This window comes from Acidovorax sp. GW101-3H11 (genome assembly GCF_001633105.1).
Classification (GTDB): domain Bacteria; phylum Pseudomonadota; class Gammaproteobacteria; order Burkholderiales; family Burkholderiaceae_C; genus Acidovorax.
In genome coordinates this window covers 1-19,275 of record NZ_LUKZ01000038.1, presented here as the reverse complement: position 1 = coordinate 19,275, position 19,275 = coordinate 1, and the positions used below count along the sequence as shown (strand labels likewise).

Below are 19,275 nucleotides of genomic sequence, written 5' to 3'. Positions count from 1 at the left end.
ATCACGGTGCCAGTGCTTGGCGTTGGCTACGTGCGCCGTCCAGTGCATGTGCCAGTTCCTGCAGCGTGCGGCTTGCCACTTCAAACCCCGGCAGCGGCAGTGCTGAACGCCATGCCTGAGCCAGTTGGGGGCCTTCAATGAGGCCCGCAATCTCCAGCGCTGCAGCTATGTGCAGCACGGCACGGCTCACGCCTTCAACGCGGCCTGCCAGTTCATCGAAATCTGCTGTTTCCATCGTTTCCTCCGTTGCGATGGTTTCAATGTGCCAGCGCACCGACTTCCACGGGAAAGCGATTTCGGAGCTGGTGCTTGGAGGGTATTTCCAATGACCCGCGCCCCTTCGAAACGCCAGCGCGCCAACAGCTTGACGCACGCAATGCGCCTGTGCAAAGAGCACGCCCAGATCAAGCGGCATTTGAGCGTGGAGCGCATTGCAGATCGCATGGGCGTCACACATGACAGCCTCTACAAGTGGCTGGCTACTGGCCGCATGCCCGCGATTCTCATTCCTGCCTATGAACTGGCCTGCGGGTGCCACTACGTGACCAACTGGCTCGCGGCCAGCGGCGGCAGCTTGGTGGTGGACATGCCCACCGGCCGCAAGGCTGAGGGTACCGAGCTGCTGGACATGAACAGCAGCTGCGCAGCAGCACTGCAGCTGCTCACCACCTTCTACGCCGCCCCGCAGGCAGCAGACACCGAAGCCACCCTTGCCGCCTTGCGCCTGCATCTGGAGCAGGTGGCCTACCACCACCACAACGTGGCGCAGTACGCCACGCCTGAACTGGAGTTTTGACCATGAGCAGCCAGCAAGAAACGACCGCTTTTGAAAGAGCCAAAGCATGGTGCAAGGCCAATGTCGAGAAGTGCCCCCGCAGCCCCGAGTGGAAGCACGGTGCGCGGTCCGGGGCCTTCAAGGCCCACGGTCAGGTGTTTGCGTCCAGCCCCTGGGCCAGCGGCACCGCGCAAGACGATGCGCGCAACTCCGGGTTCGACTACGGCTACACGCAAGCCAAGCACGAACTCAAGGCCGGAGCAGGTGCATGAGCAGCGAAAAGACCTACTCCCTGGCGGCCCCCATCCGTAAGACCTGCGATCTTTTTCGCCTCCTTGCAGGGCATGAGGTTTTGGGCCTGGCCCCCGGTGAAATTGCCAAAGGCATTGACGTACCACCCAGCTGGGTCAGCCAAAACCTGCCCGCGCTGGCCACTACTGGCTATGTGGAACAGGTGGCTGGCACCAACCGCTGGCGCTTGGGAGTGCAGTTCGTTCGTATAGCCGTCACGGTGGGTACCAACCTGAATCGCGCAAAGCAGCAACTCGATGACCTCAGTGCTCGTTATTCGGTACCCACCGACCAGGTCGAACGCTACAGCCGCTAGAGCACTTCACTACTTTCAAAAAACCATCAATTCAAGCGCAAGAGATATCCATGGCACGCAACACAACACCAGCCCCCGCAAGCAAAGAAGTCATCGCCGATGCCATCGCCATTGGCCAGACCATGGATGCGGCCAATCAGTTGGCCGTGATGAGCATAGAAGCCAACGCCCACGCTGTGGCCATGGCCCAGAAAATTGGCTACCAGGGCGCCGTCACCGTGGGCGCTCTAGAGGATGAAATCCGCTTCTATCAGCGCCGCACGGTGGAGGCCATCCTAGAGACAGGCAAGCGCTTGCTGGTGCTCAAGGAACTGACGCCGCACGGCGAGTTTTCTCAGCGCGTCGAAATGCTCGGCTTCAGCGACCGCACCGCGCGGCGTTTCATGCAGGCCGCTGTCAAAACTTCCAAATCGGCCAATTTGGCCGTTTTGAGCACCCAGGTCAAAAGCGCTAGCGCATTCCTGGAGCTGGTCACCCACGACGACGATGTGCTGGAAAACCTGGCTGAGATGGACGACGTCGAAAAGATGAGCGCCAGCGAATTGCGCGCAGCGCTGCGCGAGGCTCGGGAGGAAAAGGGCGCAGTCGAAAAGGTGCTTGCAGACAAGAACACCGCAATGGACAAGCTGCGCGCCCAGGTCAAGCGTATCGAGAAGCTGCCCCCCGACGAGCAGCGCCAGAGCCTGATGAAAGAGGCTACGGCCATAGCCCATGACGCCCTCGGAGCCATTCGCGGCGGAGTGCGCGCCGCCCTTGCGGCACTCAGCGTAGAGAACGGACTGGAGGTTCGCGACCTGGACGTGTTCATGGCAGGCCTTGTCGGCCAGCTGCAAGCCGAACTGGCCGCCCTGCGCGAGGAGTTCAACCTGCCCGATGTGTCCAACGCTGCTGACGCAGCCCTGGCCGCAGAAGTGGATCAGTGGGCCAAGTAAGCGCGCGGAGACCACCAACCCATGTCGCTCAACCCCGTGATCGTCGGCCGCCTGGCGCAAGTGCTCCAGGCTGCACAGGCGGCGCCACGCGGCGGCAAGCAGGCCATCTATGCGGCGGCCTGCGCCGAGCTGGGAATGAGCACCGCCACCTTGCACCGCCATCTTGGAAAAATCACCGTGAAACCAGAACGCAAGAAGCGCAGCGATGCAGGCGATGTGTCGCTGACCCGCGATGAAGCAGTGGCCATCAGCGCTGCACTCATGACCAGCCACCGCAAGTCCAACAAGCGCCTGATGTCCATCGGCCAGGCTGTGGAAGTGATGCGCGCCAACCGCGAGGTGCGTGCCGAGCGTTCCGACCCCGCCACCGGCGAGCTGGTCCCGCTCAGCGATAGCGCCATTGCCCGCGCACTGCGCCACTACAACCTGCATCCCGACCAGCTCAACCGACCCACGCCCGCCGTGGAACTCAAGAGCCTGCACCCGAACCATGTCTGGCAGGTCGATGCCAGCCTGTGCGTCCTGTACTACCTGAATGCCCGCACCGAGGCCGAGAGCGGCCTGCAGGTGATGGAGCGGGACAAGTTCTACAAGAACAAGCCCGCCAACCTCAAGCGTATTGAGGCCGACCGCGTCTGGTCCTACGAAATCACCTGCCACCACAGCAGCAGCGTCTATCTGCAGTACGTGATGGGCGCGGAGAGCGGCACCAACCTGGCCGACTGCTTCATCAACGCCATCCAGAAGCGCGAGGGCGACCCGTTCCACGGCGTGCCCTTCGTGCTGATGATGGACATGGGCAGCGCCAACACCAGCGGCCTGTTCACCAACCTGGCCCGGCGTCTTCAGGTCAAGACAATCGCCCACGCACCGGGCAACGCCCGTGCGACCGGCCAGGTCGAGAAAACCCGCGATCTGATCGAACGCAGCTTCGAAAGCGGCCTGCGCCTGCGCCCGGTGCGCGACCTGGCCGAACTCAACGCACAGGCCCAGCGCTGGGCCCGCTGGTTCAACGCGACCAAGGCGCACAGCCGCCATGGCAAGACCCGCTCCGAAGCGTGGATGACCATCACCGCTGATCAACTGCGCGTGGCGCCACCGGTCGAAATCTGCCAGGCACTGCTCACCGAGTCGCCCGAGACCCGCAAGGTGACGGACTTCTTGACTGTCTCCTACAAGGGGCGGGAGTTCGATGTGCGTGGCGTACCAAACGTGATGGTGGGCGAGAAGCTGCACATCACGCTAAACCCCTGGGTGCTGGACGCCGCCATGGTGGTGGATACCGATGCCGACGGTAACGAAGTCCTGCACAGCATCCCTCTGGTCGTTCGCGACGAGGCCGGTTTCCGCACCGATGCAAACGTGATCGGAGAAGACTGGAAGCGCCCAGCCGACACCCAGCTGGAAGCCAACCGCAAGGAGGTGGATCGCTTCGCCTACGACGCCACAACCGACGCCGAGGTCGAAGCCAAACGCAAGGCCAAGGCCGTGCCCTTCGGCGGCCGTATCGACCCGGGCAAGGTCATCGACCAGGCGCCCGAGCGCACCTTCATGCCACGCCGTGGCACCGACCTGGCGCCAGCGGTCACAACCACCCGCACTGCAGCCACCGAGCGCGTGCTGAACGGCTTTGAAGCCGCCGCCGAGTTGCGCCGCAGGGGCTTGGAGATGACCCGCGAGATCACCGCCAACCTGCGCGCCTGGTACCCCGAAGGCGTACCCGAGGGCGAGCTGGACGCACTGCATGCCCGCCTGACCGTGCGCAGCGGCCTGCGTGTGGTGGCAGGGGGTGCGTCATGAGCTTGGCTTCCTTGTTCGACGCTCTGGGCGTCAGCCAGGCACAGGTCCGGCGCGACAGCGGCCTCAGCCGCTCGGCGCTGAGCCGCCTGGTAGTGCACGGCGTGTGGCCTGCCCGTGGCGAGACCACGGCCCGCAAATCCCTGGAGAAGTGCCTGCGCAAGCACGGCGCAACTCCTGCCCAGTTGCTGGCGCTTTTTACGCCCGCAAAGAAGTTGGCCCCGGCGAGTTCGTACCTCGACGGGGCCGCCCCTGAAGTCCCGAAACCAACCGAAACCCCCGAGGAGGAAACCATGCTACTGCAAAACGAATCTCTGTCCCCTGATGCCCGCAAGCACTTCAGCCTGCCGCGTAACCCGTTTCTGGACGATGTGCAGAGCCCAGACGACGTGCACCAGACCAGCAGCGTGCGCTACGTGCGCGCCACGCTCACCGACTGCGCCCAGCACCACGGCTTCGTGGCTGTGGTGGGCGAGAGCGGCGCGGGCAAGACCACGCTGGCCGAAGACCTGGAGGAGCGCATCAAGGCCGACAAGCGCGACATCGTGATCATCCGCCCCTATGTCCTGGCCATGGAGGCCAACGACCAGAAGGGCAAAACGCTCAAGTCCAGCCACATCGCCGAAGCCATCGCCGCAGCGCTGGACCCCCAGCTCAAGGTCAAGAGCAGCCCAGAGGCACGCTTCCGCCAGGTCCACGAGCTGCTCAAGTCCAGCCGCCGCGCAGGCCGACGCCACCTGCTGGTGATTGAAGAGGCCCATTGCCTGCCCAGCGCCACGCTCAAGCACCTCAAGCGCTTTATCGAACTCAAGGACGGCATGCAGCGCCTGGTCGGCGTGGCCCTGATCGGCCAGCCCGAGCTGCGCGACCGCCTCTCCAGCCAGAACGCCGAAGTGCGCGAGGTGGCCCAGCGCTGCGAGATCGTGGAGCTGGAGCCGCTGGACGCCGAGCTGGAGAACTACCTCCGCCACAAGTTCGCCCGGTTCGACCTCAAGTATGAGGACGTCTTCGCCCCCGACGCGGCCGACGCCATCCGCGCCCGCCTGGTGCACATCCCGCGCGGTGGCAAGCCCACCGACGCCCGCAGCGAGTGCTACCCCCTGGTGGTCAACAACCTGGTCTGCCGCGCCATGAACGCTGCCGCCCGCGCTGGCTGGCCCCAGGTAGACGCCCAGGTCATCGGGAGCTGCTGAGCCATGCACAGCTACCACATCACCATCACCATGACCGACGCCAGCCAAGGAGTGCACGTGGGCCTCTATCAGCATGGCGCAGCAGCTGCCTTGCGCGCAGCTGGCTTGTTTCCTGATGCGACCAAGATCAGCGTGCGTCGCCTCTCCACTGTGCTGCTGCGCGGCTCGCTCAAGGGGGCAGCATGAACCGCACCCGCCGCTCCTGCCACGAGCTGGGTGTATGCCACGGCCGCAAAGACCAGGGCTGCACCTGCCACCACGACACGGAGACACTTCCGCCTGGCGGCTATTACTTCGCCCCTGGCGCCATCGACTGCCCCCGCCGCAGCCACAAGCGCCTCGCAGGCTGGCAGCGCCTGGTGCTCGACGTTGCCGGGTGCCTGGCCGTGGCGGGCTTGATCGGCTTCATTGCCGGGGTCTTGCAGGCGAGAGGGTGGCCGCTGTGAGTGCAGACCTGTCCTGCCCCGTCTGCGGCACCGAGCTGGACCTGGCCGTGCTGTTCTGCCACGAGCATGACCAGCGCGCTCTGGCGCGGCTCGCGGACGTCAGCATTCCGCTGGGCGCCCGGGTGCTGCAGTACATCGCGCTCTTCTGCCCGCCCAAGCAGCGGCTGACTGCCGCCAAAAAGATCAAGTTGATCCTGCAGCTGCTGCCCGACTTGGAGCGCCAGGCAATCACCCACAAGGGTCGCGACTGGGGGGTGCCGCTGCCCGCCTGGGCCCAGGCCATCGACCAGATGCTGGCCGCCCGCGATGGTGGGCGCCTGGAGCTGCCGATGAAGGGCCATGGCTACCTCTACGCGGTGCTCGCCAGCATGGCCGACAAGCACGAGGCCCAGGCAGAGCAGCAGCGTGAGCAGGATCACCGCGTCCGCCCCCAGCGCGACACCGTCCAGGTGCGCGGCCAGTCCTTGGACATCAGCACGGCCTTTGATGTGGCCGTGGGTGGAAAGGACCCAGCACTTGCCGACATCGAGAAGCGGGAGCGCGCCGCTGCGCCTATCCCCTCAGAAATTCGTGCACGCATTGAAGAACTCAAGAAAGGCAAACAATGACAACCCTCCAAGACATCCAGAAGCGCGCAACCGCCCTCAGTGAGTGCCGCGACCGCCTGTCCACCCTGTTCCTCACGCTGCAGGGCAACCTGGACACCGTGAAGAACGGCTCCATGGCCGAGATCAAGCGCGTGGCCCGCCAGGTCGCCCGTGAGCACAACGAACTCGTGGCGGCCATCAACGCCCACCCCGAGCTTTTCGAGAAACCCCGAACCTACGTCGTGGAGGGCATCAAGTTCGGCATGCAGGCGTCCCAAGGCTCGCTGGAGTGGGCAGACGACGACAAGGTGTGCGAGCGCATCGCCGCCCTGGCCGCCGCAGGCGATATCCCGGCCGACCAGGTCGAGCTGCTTGTCACAGTTACCAAGAAGCCGGTGGCCAGCGCCATCCGCCAGCTTTCCCCCGACCTGCGCCGCCGCATTGGCGTGCGCCTGGAGGGAGACGGCGATCAGCCCCTGATCAAGAGCGTGGACAGCACCATCGAGAAGGCTGTCACCTCGGTCATCAATGCGGCCATCAAAGAAGCCCAAGCAGAGGGTGCGTGATGCGGACCACCCCTATCGACCGGGCGAAGGCCTCCATGGGCTACCAGACGGCCATGCAGCGCCCGTGCTGCCGCAATTGCAGCCATGGCGAGCAGGCCCCACGGACCGGTGCCTACAACGACGTCTATCCATGGCGCTGCAACAAGGGTGGGTTTGGCACAACGGTGCAGGCCGTTTGCAACCAGCACCAGCCTCTCCAGAAGGGCGGTGCAGCATGAGCATGCAAGAACCTGTTCTCAACGCCTTTCAATCCGTCCGCCCACGTGGCACCGATGCACCGAGCGCAACGCCTCGTCCGCACAACGTGGGCCGCGCGCCCAACCTGCTGCCGGGGTCTCAGCTGCGCGACATGGCCATGGACAGGAATGGCAAGCGCCTGGTGCCACTGGCGCCGCGCTTGCATACCGGGATGGTCGTCTTGGGTCGTGAGCAAGACCAGGCCGCGAATGACAAACGCCGGGCGATGAAGCAAGCAGGCATCTGACCAAACGCGCAACCGGCCGCCTTGGGGCGCGACAGGCCGGTGTGGCAAGCGGTGGGTGCCACGGTGATTCCACAGGCCGCAACTACCGCAGGTGCCGAGCGCCACCGTGTTGATGTCCCCTTCCATCACCACGGCCTCCACCCCGAAAGGGGCTGGCGCGGCGATACCCGGTTTCCGGTGTCCGACAACACCGGTTCTTTTGAACACATCGAAGGCATCGGGAAAGGGTTGAAACCCGTCCCAAATCGTCCCAAAACAATTCTTCGGGGCAGTGGCGCCAAACCAGCGTCGAGGCCCCTAAACGCAGCAGGATAAAAACCATGAACGTCGCCGCCTTTTTCCTCTCCAGCCTGGCCGCAGCCTTCGGCATGCTGGGCGCACTGCTGCTGGCCATGCCCGCCTATCCAGGTTGGGGCTTCGGTGCTTTCCTGGTCAGCAATATCGGCTGGCTCACGGTGAGCGCCTGGCAGCGCCAGTGGCCTTTGCATGTGCAGCAGTGGGTGTTCCTGGCTTGCAGCCTGCTCGGGCTGTGGAACTGGTGGCTTGGCCCCCTGATCCTCGGGTGATCGCCATGGCAAACCACATCGCTGCCATCCACGTCCTCAAGTCCAAGCTCCAGCTGTCGGATGACGACTACCGCGCGCTGCTCAGGGGCCTCACGCAAAAGACCAGCACCAAGGAAATGAGCGATCGCGAGCGCCAGAAGGTGCGCGACCACATGCAAGGCCTCGGCGAGCGCATGGGCGTTGTGAAGGCCGTGCCACGCCGCTCCGCCGCGCCGCGCAGCTTCGCGGCAGCCAAGGCCGAAGCCAGCCCACGCGAACGCAAGGTGTGGGCGCTGTGGAACCAACTGGGGCGCGATGGCTTGGTGCACAACACCAGCGCCACTGCACTGAATGCCTGGGTGGAGCGCACGGTCCACGTGAGCGCCTTGCGCTTCGCCAACCAGGCCCAACTGGACGCCTTGATCGAAGCGCTCAAGGCTTGGCTGCAACGCGGAGGCCCTCATGGTTGATATGTTCGAACGCATGGACATTGCGGCTATGCCGCCCGCACAGATCCAGCCGCTGGAAGCGCTGATCCCTCCCGGCTGGCCCGACACCTGGCGCGAGCTGGCCACAAGCCACTATGTGACGCTGGTTTCAGCGCCTGGCGCTGAGACTGTCGAGACGGCATCCCTTGCCAGCCTCGCCATCGCATTGACTTTGGGAATTGCCCAGGACCTGGGTGGCACGCAGCCCTATATTCCGGTCGGCGCCGAGGTGATGAGCAGCGCACGTGCACGCCGCGTTGTTGAATTACTCAAGCAGGGCCAAGGCTACCGCCAGGTGGCAGACACCACGGGGCTGACCGAGTCCCGTGTTCGGCAAATCGAATCCGAGTGGCGCAAGCAGCAGATGGCACTGCGCCAGGGGCAGCTGCAGCTAGACTGAGCCTAAGCCCCAGGCTACCCACCAGGCCCCGCCCGCCTCGCGCGCGCGGGGCCTTTTGTTTGCTGCAAATCTGTGGAGTGCTCTATTTAGCGCGCCAGGCCATACCGCACGACAGTGCGGTCCATGCCTTCCAAGAAGCCCACCACCACACCAGCTCAAGCCGCCACTCTCCCTGACGGCATCGAGATCTTCCGACCAGGTCGCCATATCGACGATCAGGGCGTGGCGCACAACTTCAGCGATGCCGATGTGGACGGCATGGCCGCCAGCTACAACCCGGCGCTGCGCGAAGCCCCGCTCACCGTGGGCCACCCCAAAGACAACCTCCCGGCCTATGGCTGGGTCAAGGCACTTGCCCGCAACGCCGATGGTGTGCTGGCCATCACTCCCCACAACGTGGAGCCGCAGTTTGCCGAGATGGTTGCGGCCAAGCGCTTCCCCAAGCGCAGCGCCTCGTTCTACCCGCCCCAGGCTCCAAACAACCCGACGCCCGGCAAGTGGTACTTGCGCCATGTGGCGTTCCTGGGTGCGCAGCCCCCCGCCATTGCTGGCCTCAAAGACATCCAGTTTTCAGAAGACGACGCAGGCGGCGCCGTCTCATTTTCCGAACCCGTATCCGCCGAACCGTCAACACAGGAGCCCGACGACATGAGCACAGCACTGCAAGCCCAGCTGGACGAAGCCAACAAGAAACTCGCCGCTGAAAAAACTGCCCGCGAGAAGGCTGAAGCCGATGCGGCCGAGGCGAAGAAGAAGGAAGACGCCGCCCGCGCCGAGTCCGCATCGTTTGCCGAGAAGGCCCGCGCGGACCGCAAGGCCGGTTTCGTTTCGTTCGCAGAAGCCCAGGTGACAGCTGGCCGCCTGCTGCCCAAGGACAAGGCCATGGCTGTAGCCACGCTGGAAGCGCTGGCCGATGCCCAGCCGGTGGAGTTCTCCGAAGGAGACACCACCCGCAAGGTCAGCCCCGCGCAGTGGTTCCAAGACCTGTTCAGCAGCGCTACGCCCGTTGTGAGCTTCGGCGAGTTTGCCGGTGGCAATGGGGTCAACCAGGCGCAAGTCGGCGCAGCCAAGGGCAAGAGCGACGCCGAGATCGACAAGGCCGCCAAGGACTACATGCAACAGCACAAGGTGAACTACTCCGAAGCGCTGACGGCGGTCACCACTTCGTTCACGAGCTGATCCGCCGAGCCAAGCACCCCAAAGCACCACTTCGCCACCACCCAACCAGGAACTGACCACCATGGCCATGACCCCCGCCGACATTCGGCTGAAACAGAACCCTATCCTGACCAGCCTGCTGCTGGGCCTGGGCCAGGGCACCCACATTGCTGAAAAGCTTTTCCCGCGCTTGCCGCAAGCTCTTTCCAGCGTGACGCTGGCCCAGCTGGGTGACGAGCGCCTGCGCCGCTACAACCTGCGCCGCGCGCCTGGCGGCCCCACCAAGCGCGTCAACATCAAGTACGAAGGCAAGACCTATTCGGTCGAGCAGTACGCGGTTGACGTGCCCATCCCTCGCGAGCTGTTGCGCGAGGCTGACGAAAGCCGCCGCCTCAACGTGGGCAATTACCTGGATGTAAGCCGCATCGCCATGGCCACGGCGAACGACATTCTGGCGCTGGACTACGAGATCGACGTGGCCACGCTGGCAACCACTCCAGGTACCTTCGCCGCAGGTCATGTGCTGGCTTTGGCGGGCGCCACCAAGTGGAGCGCTGCTACCGGCACACCGGTCACCGACATCCGTGCCGCAAGCGACGTGATCCGCAAGAAGATCGGCAAGCGACCCAACAAGCTGACGCTGTCGGCCGACGCAAAGAGCGCGCTGGTTACCAATGCCGAAGTGCGCTCCTATCTGCCTTCCACCCAAATGGGTCCGGCCACCCATGAGCAGCTCAAAACCATTCTGGAGGTGGATGAGATCGTGGTGGGCGACGCCGTGTGGATTGATGAAACCGACACGGGCCGCGATGTGTGGGGCAACAACGCCATCCTGGCCTACGTTCCCACCATCGGCGGCGGAGGCAGCGCAGATATCAGCTTGGCGCAGCCCGCTTTCGGCTTCACCAACGTGATCGAAGGTCACCCGTTCGCCGAGACCCCGTACTTTGCCCAGGACGGCTCCAAGTCCTGGATCTACGGCGCCACCTACGAACGCCGCCCCAATGTGGCCTACAACACCGCCGCATTCCTGTTCACCAACCCGAAATAACCCGCCGCAGGGGCTGCTATGCAGCCCCACTTCTAGTGAGCGAGAACCCCCGGCGGCCGCCGTGCCGCCGGGCCCTTCATACCCGAGGAATTCACCCATGAGCAAATTGATCGCCCTTGTGGCCACCGCAGTGATGGTGGGAGGTGTGCGCACCGTCATTCAACCAGGCGAGGAACTGCCCGATCTGGGAAAACACGACGAGCGCGAGCTGCTGCAGTCGGGCGCGGCAGAAAACCCTGCCGACAAAGCAGCCCTTGCCAAGGCCGAAGAGCGCGCGGCGGCCGAGACCGGCGCCGAGTTCCAGGCAGCACGCGAGCGCGCACTCCAAGCGCATGCGTCCATCAGCGAAAGCAGCAACGCGGCAGCTTCAGGCCAGTCCGCCAGTTCCTCGTCGGTGGATTCAGCGCCGCCTTCCAGTTCGACCACCACGTCGGCGGATTCAGCGCCGTCTTCCAGCTCAACTACCGCGCCCCCGCCTTCGAGCCCTACGGCCCCCGTTGCAAAGCAAGCGGCACAGGCCAAGGCCGCAGCAAAAACGCCCCCGCGCAAGTAAGCGCTGGACACCGCCACCTCCCTAACTCCCGGAGCCATTCAACATGCCATCGCAAAACAACACGGGCCGCCAGTTCGACAAGCAGCATTCGGTGACCATCGTGGCAATCGCCGCACTGGCCGCGAACCGTTTTGCCGCCTATGACGGCGGCTACCCATCCATCGCTGGGGGTGCCAAGGACTGCCAAGGCGTCACAGAAAACGCCGCTGAAGTGGGTGAGGCCGTCAGCCTGACCACCGGTTACAGCGCTCTGGTCGAAGCGGAGGCTCCCATCGCCTTCGGCGTGTATGTCAAGGTGGGCACTGACGGCAAAGCCGTCACCGGCACGGCCGCCGACCACTGCGGGCGAGCGCTGGGCGCCGCCACCCAGGCTGGCCAGCTGTTCGAAGTGCAGCTCTACAAGCACGTGCACGCCTGATAAGCCTAGGCGCAGCAGTCAATGAACTACGCCACTGTGCAGGACATGGTCAACCGCTTCGGTGAGCCGGAGCTTGTCCAGCTCACCGACCCGGACCTGCAGGCCGTGAGTGCGCCCAAGGCCGAGCGAGCACTGGAGGATGCCCAGGCATTCGCCGACAGCTTCATCGGCCGTGTGTACCGGCTGCCGTTGACCGGCTGCACCAAGCCTGCACCTGTTCCTGGCAACCCAGGCGCGGTGGAGCTGGTGGCGCCGCCTCAAATCACGCGCGTCGTGTGTGATGTGGCGCGCTACTACCTGCACAGCGACCTGGCCCCCGAGCACGAGGTCTACCTGCGATACAAGGCCGCCGAGCGTGAGCTGCTGCAGATTGCCGAGGGCAAGGCGGTGTTGTCTTGCCCATGGGGTGGCGCCCCAGGCACCTTGGTTGCTGGCGACGCTCCGGGTGATGCTGAGGTGCACTACGGCTTCTCCCCGCGCCAGATCACCGGCGAGACGTTGAGGGGTTTTGCATGAGCACCAGCGGCCAAACCGTTGAGCAGAGCAACAACTTCATGGCGTTGGAGCCGCGCCTGGTGGAGCTGGCGCGCAGCGCCGTGGAGGGCATGAGTCCGGCTGTGCACGTACTGACGGCTTCTGACCTGTCCGGTGTGTCTGAAAACGCCCAGCACACGCCAGCAGTTCACATCGTCTATGGCGGTTACCGGGTCGTTGAAGACCTCGGCATGACCGTGAAGCTTGAGCACACATGGCTGGCTGTAGCCGCCGTCCGCAACGTGGCAAAGGCCCGCAGTGGGGCAGCAGCTCGCCAAGACGCAGGCCTGTTGCTGGGTCGGGTCGCTGAGGTCTTCCTTGGGGCCAGTGTCCAGGGAGCAACAACGGCGCTCGCCATGGCAACCCCCCCGGGGGCCAGGTACTCCGCAGGATTTCAGTACATCCCCTCGGCCTTCAAGGTCGAGACCATTTTCCGCAAGAAGCAACCGTAACAGGAGCCCACATGGCAGCCATCGAAATCACCAAGCGCACCTACGCTCCCAGCGGGCTCGTGGGCAAGTTCTACGTCGCACCGTTCGCAAGCGGCGGCAGTCTGCTGGAACCCATCGGCAACGTGTTGGAGGCCAGCACAGAGCAGACGGAGGAAGTCGAAAAACAAGCGGACATGACCGTTTTGGGCGGTGGCACGCACGCCGAGATTCGCCGCGTCACAGGCGTGAAGTTCAAGGCCAAGATTGCTGACCTGAACATCGTAAACATGGCGCGCTCGCTGCTGGGCACGGTGAGTCCAGAGGATGCGGGCACGGTAGCTGATGTGCCAGGCGTTGTGCGCCGTGGCGCCCTGATCCCATTGCCGCACATCAATGTCACGAACCTGGTGCTGAAGAAAGGCACCGACGTGATTGCCTCCGCAGGCAACTACGACCTCCTTCCCGAGGGCATCTGGGTGCGCGCAGATGCCGCTGGCCTGGCTGATGCTGACGCTATCACCTACAGCTACAGCTATGCCGACCAGGTGGTGATCGAAGCCCTGACCGCCAAAGCCCCGGAGCTGCAAATCCGCTTCGCCGGTCTGAATGAAGCCGATAGCGGTCGCCCCGTGGTGATGGACATGTGGCGCGTGAGCCAGGGGGTGACCAAGCAGTTGTCGATTGTCAAGAAGGGCTTCGGCGCCCTCGATGTTGAAGGCGAGCTGCTGCAAGACCCTTCCAAGGTAGGCATTGGTATCAGCCGCTACATGCGGACGATTCACGTCTAACCACCCTCGCCCCAGAACAGGGCCGCCTGCCGCAACACCAGGCGGCATGCGGCCCATATTTTTGTCTTTAAAGCATTCCCCCTATGGTCCAACCTGTAGAAGTTGTCATTCAAGGCAGAGACCAAGCCAGCGAAGCTCTGAACAATGTCGGGGGAAGCGCTTCCAAGTTGGGGGACTCGGTCGCAGGGGCGGCTGCCCAGGCGGATGAACTGACTGCCGCGCTTGATGCCGGAACTGCCGCCATCAAGGCTGGACTGCAGGTAGCGCAGAGCGAAATTGAGCTGAAGCGGCAGCACTTAGCAGCCAGCCGGGCTGAGCAGCAGGCTCGTCTGCAAGCGGCTCTGGCCAAGGGTGATGAAGCCGCAGTTACCCGCGCCAGTAATGCCCTGGCCCAAATCGAAGCCGACCAGCTTGGCCTGGTTGCGAGTGCCAAGCGTGCTGAGGCCACCGCTACCCTGCAGGCGACCGCAGCGCGCCGTGAAGAGCTGGCCGCGTTCGGACCGCTGAATGCAGCCCACACCCGAGAACTGCAGGCCGCAGAAAACTACACCCGCGCACTTCGCGTTGAAGCGGCTGCGGCCGACCAGGCCGCGCAGCGCACCCGGGAGATGGGTGCCGCCCATCGGTCAGCCGTTGGCGCCACCGACCAGCTCAGCAGCCGTGTGGGAAACCTGTCTCAATTGCTGGGGCAGATGGCAGGCGCATTGGGCGCCGCCTTCACGTTCAGGGAGTTGGTCACCGCTGCTGCGCAGATGGAGCAGCTGCGCAGCGGTCTGACGGCCGTCACTGGGGATGCCACCAAGGCAGGGAAAGAGCTGGAGTTTGTCCGCCAGGTCGCCATCCGCATCGGGGCAGACGTCACCGAGGTTGGCAAGGCTTTCTTGAGTCTCTCAGCGGCAACCAAGGGCACCGCAGTAGAGGGAGAGCCCACACGCCAGGTGTTCGAAGCGGTGGCCACCGCCATGGGCAAGGCAGGTAAGAGCAGCGCAGAAACTTCCCTGGCCCTGCAGGCCCTCGCGCAGATGGCAGGCAAGGGCATCGTGCAGATGGAGGAACTGCGCGGCCAGCTCGGTGAGGCGTTGCCGGGTGCGCTCAACGCTACCGCCAAGGGCCTCGGCATCACGACCGCCGACCTCATCAAGCTGGTGGAAGAGGGAAAGATCGCCGCCAGCGACCTGTTCCCCGCCCTTTCCAAGGGCCTCAATGAGCTGTACGGTGGTGCGCCCTCGGCTCAGACCCTGAGCCAGGAGATCACCAACATCAAGAACTCGCTTACCGAGATGGCAGCAAACATCGGTGATGCGGGTGGCTTGACGGCGCTGAAGACCGGAGCCGAGGTCGCGCAAGCCGCAATCGTAGGCCTGGATGCAGGCTTGGTGGCTGCGGGCAAGAGCATTGGGACAGTGCTCGCTGCGCTTGCGAACCGAGATTTCTCTGGGATAAAGCAGGCTTTCGCAGACATTGAGAAAGAAGCCAAGGACAAGGTCCTCAAAGCCGCCCAGCACAACGAGACCCTGCGCAACGCCATCAAGGCGAGCGGCGACCAGGCCGCCATCACAGCACTGGCCCAACAGGACCTGGCCGCCAAGACGCAGCAGGCAGGTGCCGCAGCGGCCACTGGTGTCAGCGACTTCATCAAGCTGCAGAACGGCTACCGCCTGGTGCAGGAGTCCATCCGTGAGCAGATTGCCGAGCAGGAAAAAAGCCTGATCGCTCGGGACGCCGAAGGCAAGGCCACCGTTGCGCTGGCAACAGCGTTTGGCACAGAGGCTGCACAGCGTGCGGCCGTCGCCAGTGCTGCCGCGACCTCCGCCGCTGAGCAGGAAAAGTTGGCCCGGCTCAAGCTGACAGAGCTGGCCACCATGCAGGAAGAGCTGAAGGCGCTGAAAGCCGAGACGGCTCAGATGGCGGTGATTGATGACACCAAGAAGAAGCAAATCGCTGATCTGGAAAAGCTGATCGGGCTGCGTCAGCAGGACGCGGACAAGGCCGTCGCGCAGGCCCAGGCGGGTCGGTTGGCCGCAGAGCAAGCCAAGGCCGAAGCCGAGGCCTACAAAGACAACAGCGCCCGCGTGAATGAGTTGCGTGAAGCCTATGAACGCGCCAAAGCCAAGCTGGAAGAAGTGCGCGCGGCCAAAGCCGCAGGCAGAGCCACAACCGAGGAACTCGCCAGGGCTGAGCTGGAGGCGGGCAAAGCCGCCCTGGTGTATCGGGACGCTCTCCAGGACCAGCTCCAGGCCATCGAAGCCAAGCGCAACATGCAGGCTGTCGAGATCGACGTGCAATCAACCGCCGTGCGCCTCGCCATTGAGCAGCAGCGTGCAATCTATGAGGTCGCCAAGGCACGTGGAGATGAGCGCACGGCAATCGCCGCGCAAAACGAAATGCGGCGCCTGGAGATCCAGCTGCTGCAACTGACCGCCCAGGCCAAGCGTGCAGAGGCTGAAGCTGCCATTGCCAGCGCAGAGGCCAAGAAGGCCGAGCTGATCGCGGCTGATCAGTACAACGGGGCCAAGAAGCTGGAGATCGAAGCGGCAATAAAGGCCGCCGAGGTCAAGCGTATGGAGGGTGACATTGCCGAGGTGGCGGCCAACAAGCTGCGCAGCCTGGCGCAAGTGCAGGGAAGTTTGAAGGCTTCCACTGACAACGCTACGGGGGCGATCTACAGCCAAGCTGCAGCAATGGAGCGACTTGCCGAAGGGGTAGAGCGAGTCGGCGAGGGCTTCCGGAACAAGGACGGCTTCACGTCCGACGCCAAGGGCAACGTCCAGCAGCAGTTCATCTGGACTCAGGCCTCAATTGTTGACTACCTCAAGCAGGCTGGCCTGGACGAGTTGCTCGCCGAGCGGCTCTCGAAAGACTTTCTCGATAGCAACGGCGATGTGCCTTACCTCGCAACCGAAGCGCAAAAGCAGTGGGCTGGCAAGTGGGGCACGTTGTCTGAAGCGCTGGGCAAGATGGTCGAGTTTTACAAGTTTGACGACACCGGCAAGCACCGGGCCAGCGAGATGCTGGACTTTGAGAAGAGAAGGCGCGGCACGCCACAGCTGCGCCCCCAGCAACCAGCCGACAACGGCAGTGGTGACAGCGATACGGAAGACGGAAGTGGCAGCAGCCGCAGCAGTGGCATCGCCAGCGGCAGCAGCGCGCCTGGAGCCACCTACGTCTCCAACATCACCATCGACGGCGTCCAGATCCCTGTGCGCTTCGCCGACTCCGAAAGCCAGGCCAAGGGCGAGGACCTGCTGCGCAAGCTCGCCCGCGCCAAGGGCACTGCTGCCAGGTAACCCCCCCATGAGCATCACACTGACCTACAGCGGCACCACCGCATATCTGAGCGACCGCCTCCACTGGGCCGATGAGTTCGACTGGTCCCCTGTTGAGCAGGTCACCGCTTACAGCACCACCGGCCGCCTGCTGGTGGACGTGGCCGTCAAGCAATCGGGCCAGCCAGTCACGCTTGAAGGCACCGACACCAATGCCTGGATCAGCCGCGCACTGTGCAGCACCCTGCAGGCATGGGCTGCGCTGCCAGGCATCCAGCTCGACTTGGTGCTGCGCGGAGCCACGCACCAGGTCATCTTCGACCACGCCAAGGGCGGCTTCAGTGCCCAGCCCGTCTGGAAGCTGCTCGACGGCGAGATCACGCCCGAGCTGYTCGCGTCCCGCGTGATGGACGACGTGCCCGAGGGCGGCGGCGGCCCCACCGGCACCGTCATCCCCTACGGCGGCAGCAACCACATCTTCCGCGACATCACCGAGGCCGACCGGGCCGGTGGCAACGTGTCCATCATGCAGGTGCATGCGGCTGTGATGACGAACAACGCCGAGCCCTACATGGGCGCGAACTTCATCCTGTCCATGCCGCCCACCGACCCCAACGTGTCGGTCACCCTGGCGAAGTGCAACCTGTTCGCCCGCCGCACCGAGATCGCGAGTTCAATAGCCAACTACCTGATCAAGGCGTCCGAGTGGTCGGGCTACCTGCTGGAGAACCATGTCCTGGGCCAGAAGAACATCCAGCTCTTCCACCGCCCGGGCACCTCCACGCCGCCCATTGGGCGCACCCTGGTGCTGATCTACAACGAGGGCCAGCCCGACGAGCGTGCCCAGTACATCCGGGTCACCAGGGTCACCACAGAGACTCGGACTTTCACCTACAACACGGGCGGCGCGTTTGTGGACTTCCTGGGCTCGGTCACCCAGCTGGACCTGTCCGACAGCTTGCGCTTTGACTTCCCCGGTAGCCCACCAGATCGGGGCTTCGGGCGCGACCCACTCAAGACCATGATCCGCGACACCTCGGTGGCCGACGCGGCGGAATACTACGGCGCGGCTCCCACGGTGCTGGCCGCCGCCATCGGTGATTCGGTGGTGAAGGTGGACAGCATCTACACCCAGCTCGTGCCCAACTCGCGCACCGAGACTTCGGCCCTGGACCAGCGCCCAGCCGCCACGCGCTCCATCGTGCTGGCCGACGCCCCGCGCCGTGTTGAGATCGCGGCCGCAGCGCACACCCAGCGCATCAAGATCGGCCAGGAGAACCGGGGCTTCAACTACGTCTTCATGCTCAAGCCGCTGCCCGAGCCAGGCACGGTCACCGTGAGCTGGATGGCGCTGGGCACCTGGTACGAGCTGCAGGACGATGGCGCAGGCGTCTTCGTCGGCAGCGGCGTGGGCCTGCTCATCTATGGCACGGGCAGCGGCAGCGTGACGCTGCCCGTGCTGCCTGATGTGGGCAGCGCGCTCATCGTCCAGTGGGGCGAGCGCGTGGGCTACACCAATCGCAGCACGCAGGGTGCAGCCATCCGCGCGCCGGAGTACTGCTGGACGCTTGAGCATGAGGGCGTTGTACCTGGCTCCCCCGAGTTCACCTGGTACAGCGCGGGCGTGCTGCGCACCGCCACGGCCAATGCCGCAGGCGTCATCAGCGGCGATGCGACCGGCCTTGTGGACTACCCCAGCGGCACCGTGCTGCTGCGCACCGTGCACCTGCCCGACCCGGGCGACGAGATCAGCACGGCCTACGACACCGACGTCGTGGTCAAGGAGATGCTCGTCCCCGGCGCGCCCGACGCAGGCGGCTACATCACGCTCAGCCTGGCTCAGCAGCCCGCTGCAGGCACTCTGCAGATCGAGTGGGCCACGGCCCGCACCACCACCAACACCAGCGGCGGCAGCGTGACGAACACCAACGCCATCAAGAACACTGGTGTGACCTACACGACGCGCTCGGTGCCCGAATACCGCGAGCCCGAGTCCACCAGCGGCAGCACCGGCAGTGACTTTGTGAACTGGCCGCAAGTTTCTTGAGGAGACACCACCCATGCCCATCACCTACGTGGAGCGCCCCTTCACCATCACCAGCACTGTCGGCAGCTCAAGTACGCTGACGCAGGAATCCGGCCGCACTGCTGATGGCCGCATCGTCGTGGCCCAGACTGTCACCGACGACGGCGCAGGCGCTTTCATCGGCGGCCTGGGCACCGTCAACTACGGGGCCAAGCAGGTCAACCTGCGTG

General features: G+C 64.4%; 25 protein-coding genes and 1 pseudogene. 25 read left to right on the top strand and 1 reads right to left on the bottom strand.

What is annotated here, in order from left to right; genetic code table 11:
* Nucleotide 1 precedes the first annotated feature (1 nt).
* The gene (locus A1D30_RS26605; protein ID WP_242422031.1) at nucleotides 2-457 is read right to left on the bottom strand and encodes a hypothetical protein; all 456 of its coding nucleotides are present in this window, start codon (nucleotides 455-457) and stop codon (nucleotides 2-4) included.
* Between A1D30_RS26605 and A1D30_RS24335 the strand changes: the two genes are divergently transcribed.
* The 25 genes and pseudogenes from A1D30_RS24335 to A1D30_RS24215 form a co-directional block, all read left to right on the top strand.
* The gene (locus A1D30_RS24335) at nucleotides 443-796 is read left to right on the top strand and encodes a hypothetical protein (RefSeq protein ID WP_242422030.1); all 354 of its coding nucleotides are present in this window, start codon (nucleotides 443-445) and stop codon (nucleotides 794-796) included. The genes A1D30_RS26605 and A1D30_RS24335 overlap by 15 nt on opposite strands.
* Nucleotides 797-798: 2 nt before the next feature.
* Entirely contained in the window at nucleotides 799-1,047 is a 249-nt protein-coding gene (locus A1D30_RS24330) for a hypothetical protein (RefSeq protein ID WP_063463308.1), read from the top strand.
* Nucleotides 1,044-1,382, top strand: coding sequence for a transcriptional regulator (locus A1D30_RS24325; RefSeq protein ID WP_063463307.1), 339 nt, complete (start codon nucleotides 1,044-1,046; stop codon nucleotides 1,380-1,382). Before A1D30_RS24330 ends, A1D30_RS24325 begins: the two co-directional genes overlap by 4 nt.
* 50 nt (nucleotides 1,383-1,432) lie before the next feature.
* Nucleotides 1,433-2,314 (top strand): DUF3102 domain-containing protein, encoded by an 882-nt coding sequence (locus A1D30_RS24320; protein WP_063463306.1) that lies wholly within the window; start codon nucleotides 1,433-1,435, stop codon nucleotides 2,312-2,314.
* Between the two features lie 21 nt (nucleotides 2,315-2,335).
* Nucleotides 2,336-4,114 carry a DDE-type integrase/transposase/recombinase gene (locus A1D30_RS24315; RefSeq protein WP_063463305.1) on the top strand — a complete coding sequence of 593 codons (1,779 nt, stop codon included), beginning with the start codon at nucleotides 2,336-2,338 and terminating at the stop codon, nucleotides 4,112-4,114.
* A complete protein-coding gene (locus tag A1D30_RS24310; protein WP_063463304.1) occupies nucleotides 4,111-5,304 on the top strand; it encodes an AAA family ATPase in 1,194 nt (397 codons plus the stop codon). The genes A1D30_RS24315 and A1D30_RS24310 overlap by 4 nt, the downstream gene beginning before the upstream one ends.
* Nucleotides 5,305-5,334: 30 nt before the next feature.
* Nucleotides 5,335-5,490 carry a hypothetical protein gene (locus tag A1D30_RS24305; RefSeq protein ID WP_206779314.1) on the top strand — a complete coding sequence of 52 codons (156 nt, stop codon included), beginning with the start codon at nucleotides 5,335-5,337 and terminating at the stop codon, nucleotides 5,488-5,490.
* On the top strand, nucleotides 5,487-5,750 hold the full coding sequence (locus A1D30_RS24300; RefSeq protein WP_063463302.1) for a hypothetical protein: 264 nt from the start codon (nucleotides 5,487-5,489) through the stop codon (nucleotides 5,748-5,750). Before A1D30_RS24305 ends, A1D30_RS24300 begins: the two co-directional genes overlap by 4 nt.
* Nucleotides 5,747-6,358 carry a hypothetical protein gene (locus A1D30_RS24295; protein WP_063463330.1) on the top strand — a complete coding sequence of 204 codons (612 nt, stop codon included), beginning with the start codon at nucleotides 5,747-5,749 and terminating at the stop codon, nucleotides 6,356-6,358. The genes A1D30_RS24300 and A1D30_RS24295 overlap by 4 nt, the downstream gene beginning before the upstream one ends.
* A complete protein-coding gene (locus tag A1D30_RS24290; protein WP_063463301.1) occupies nucleotides 6,355-6,903 on the top strand; it encodes a hypothetical protein in 549 nt (182 codons plus the stop codon). Before A1D30_RS24295 ends, A1D30_RS24290 begins: the two co-directional genes overlap by 4 nt.
* Nucleotides 6,903-7,121, top strand: coding sequence for a hypothetical protein (locus tag A1D30_RS25760; RefSeq protein ID WP_131798543.1), 219 nt, complete (start codon nucleotides 6,903-6,905; stop codon nucleotides 7,119-7,121). The genes A1D30_RS24290 and A1D30_RS25760 overlap by 1 nt, the downstream gene beginning before the upstream one ends.
* Nucleotides 7,118-7,387, top strand: coding sequence for a hypothetical protein (locus A1D30_RS25755; protein WP_131798542.1), 270 nt, complete (start codon nucleotides 7,118-7,120; stop codon nucleotides 7,385-7,387). The genes A1D30_RS25760 and A1D30_RS25755 overlap by 4 nt, the downstream gene beginning before the upstream one ends.
* 320 nt (nucleotides 7,388-7,707) lie before the next feature.
* Complete coding sequence (locus tag A1D30_RS24285) at nucleotides 7,708-7,953, top strand: hypothetical protein (protein ID WP_063463300.1); 246 nt, start codon at nucleotides 7,708-7,710, stop codon at nucleotides 7,951-7,953.
* Nucleotides 7,954-7,958: 5 nt separating this feature from the next.
* Nucleotides 7,959-8,402 (top strand): regulatory protein GemA, encoded by a 444-nt coding sequence (locus A1D30_RS24280; RefSeq protein WP_063463329.1) that lies wholly within the window; start codon nucleotides 7,959-7,961, stop codon nucleotides 8,400-8,402.
* Nucleotides 8,395-8,820 carry a Mor transcription activator family protein gene (locus A1D30_RS24275; protein ID WP_082836614.1) on the top strand — a complete coding sequence of 142 codons (426 nt, stop codon included), beginning with the start codon at nucleotides 8,395-8,397 and terminating at the stop codon, nucleotides 8,818-8,820. Before A1D30_RS24280 ends, A1D30_RS24275 begins: the two co-directional genes overlap by 8 nt.
* A gap of 123 nt (nucleotides 8,821-8,943) precedes the next feature.
* Complete coding sequence (locus A1D30_RS24270; RefSeq protein WP_063463298.1) at nucleotides 8,944-9,999, top strand: hypothetical protein; 1,056 nt, start codon at nucleotides 8,944-8,946, stop codon at nucleotides 9,997-9,999.
* 61 nt (nucleotides 10,000-10,060) lie between these two features.
* The gene (locus A1D30_RS24265; RefSeq protein WP_063463297.1) at nucleotides 10,061-11,029 is read left to right on the top strand and encodes a major capsid protein; all 969 of its coding nucleotides are present in this window, start codon (nucleotides 10,061-10,063) and stop codon (nucleotides 11,027-11,029) included.
* Nucleotides 11,030-11,126: 97 nt separating this feature from the next.
* Nucleotides 11,127-11,582, top strand: coding sequence for a hypothetical protein (locus tag A1D30_RS24260; RefSeq protein ID WP_063463296.1), 456 nt, complete (start codon nucleotides 11,127-11,129; stop codon nucleotides 11,580-11,582).
* A gap of 43 nt (nucleotides 11,583-11,625) precedes the next feature.
* Nucleotides 11,626-12,000, top strand: coding sequence for a capsid cement protein (locus A1D30_RS24255; RefSeq protein ID WP_063463295.1), 375 nt, complete (start codon nucleotides 11,626-11,628; stop codon nucleotides 11,998-12,000).
* A 21-nt stretch (nucleotides 12,001-12,021) separates the two neighbouring features.
* The gene (locus A1D30_RS24250; protein WP_063463294.1) at nucleotides 12,022-12,516 is read left to right on the top strand and encodes a DUF1320 domain-containing protein; all 495 of its coding nucleotides are present in this window, start codon (nucleotides 12,022-12,024) and stop codon (nucleotides 12,514-12,516) included.
* The gene (locus A1D30_RS24245) at nucleotides 12,513-12,986 is read left to right on the top strand and encodes a hypothetical protein (RefSeq protein ID WP_063463293.1); all 474 of its coding nucleotides are present in this window, start codon (nucleotides 12,513-12,515) and stop codon (nucleotides 12,984-12,986) included. Before A1D30_RS24250 ends, A1D30_RS24245 begins: the two co-directional genes overlap by 4 nt.
* Nucleotides 12,987-12,997: 11 nt before the next feature.
* Nucleotides 12,998-13,753 (top strand): hypothetical protein, encoded by a 756-nt coding sequence (locus tag A1D30_RS24240; protein ID WP_063463292.1) that lies wholly within the window; start codon nucleotides 12,998-13,000, stop codon nucleotides 13,751-13,753.
* 83 nt (nucleotides 13,754-13,836) lie between these two features.
* Nucleotides 13,837-17,040, top strand: a complete 3,204-nt coding sequence (locus tag A1D30_RS24225) for a tape measure protein (RefSeq protein WP_082836613.1) — start codon at nucleotides 13,837-13,839, stop codon at nucleotides 17,038-17,040.
* 7 nt (nucleotides 17,041-17,047) lie between these two features.
* Entirely contained in the window at nucleotides 17,048-19,066 is a 2,019-nt protein-coding gene (locus A1D30_RS26600) for a hypothetical protein (protein WP_063463288.1), read from the top strand.
* Nucleotides 19,067-19,079: 13 nt separating this feature from the next.
* Nucleotides 19,080-19,275 (top strand): annotated as a pseudogene (locus A1D30_RS24215) (hypothetical protein); the annotation flags it as partial.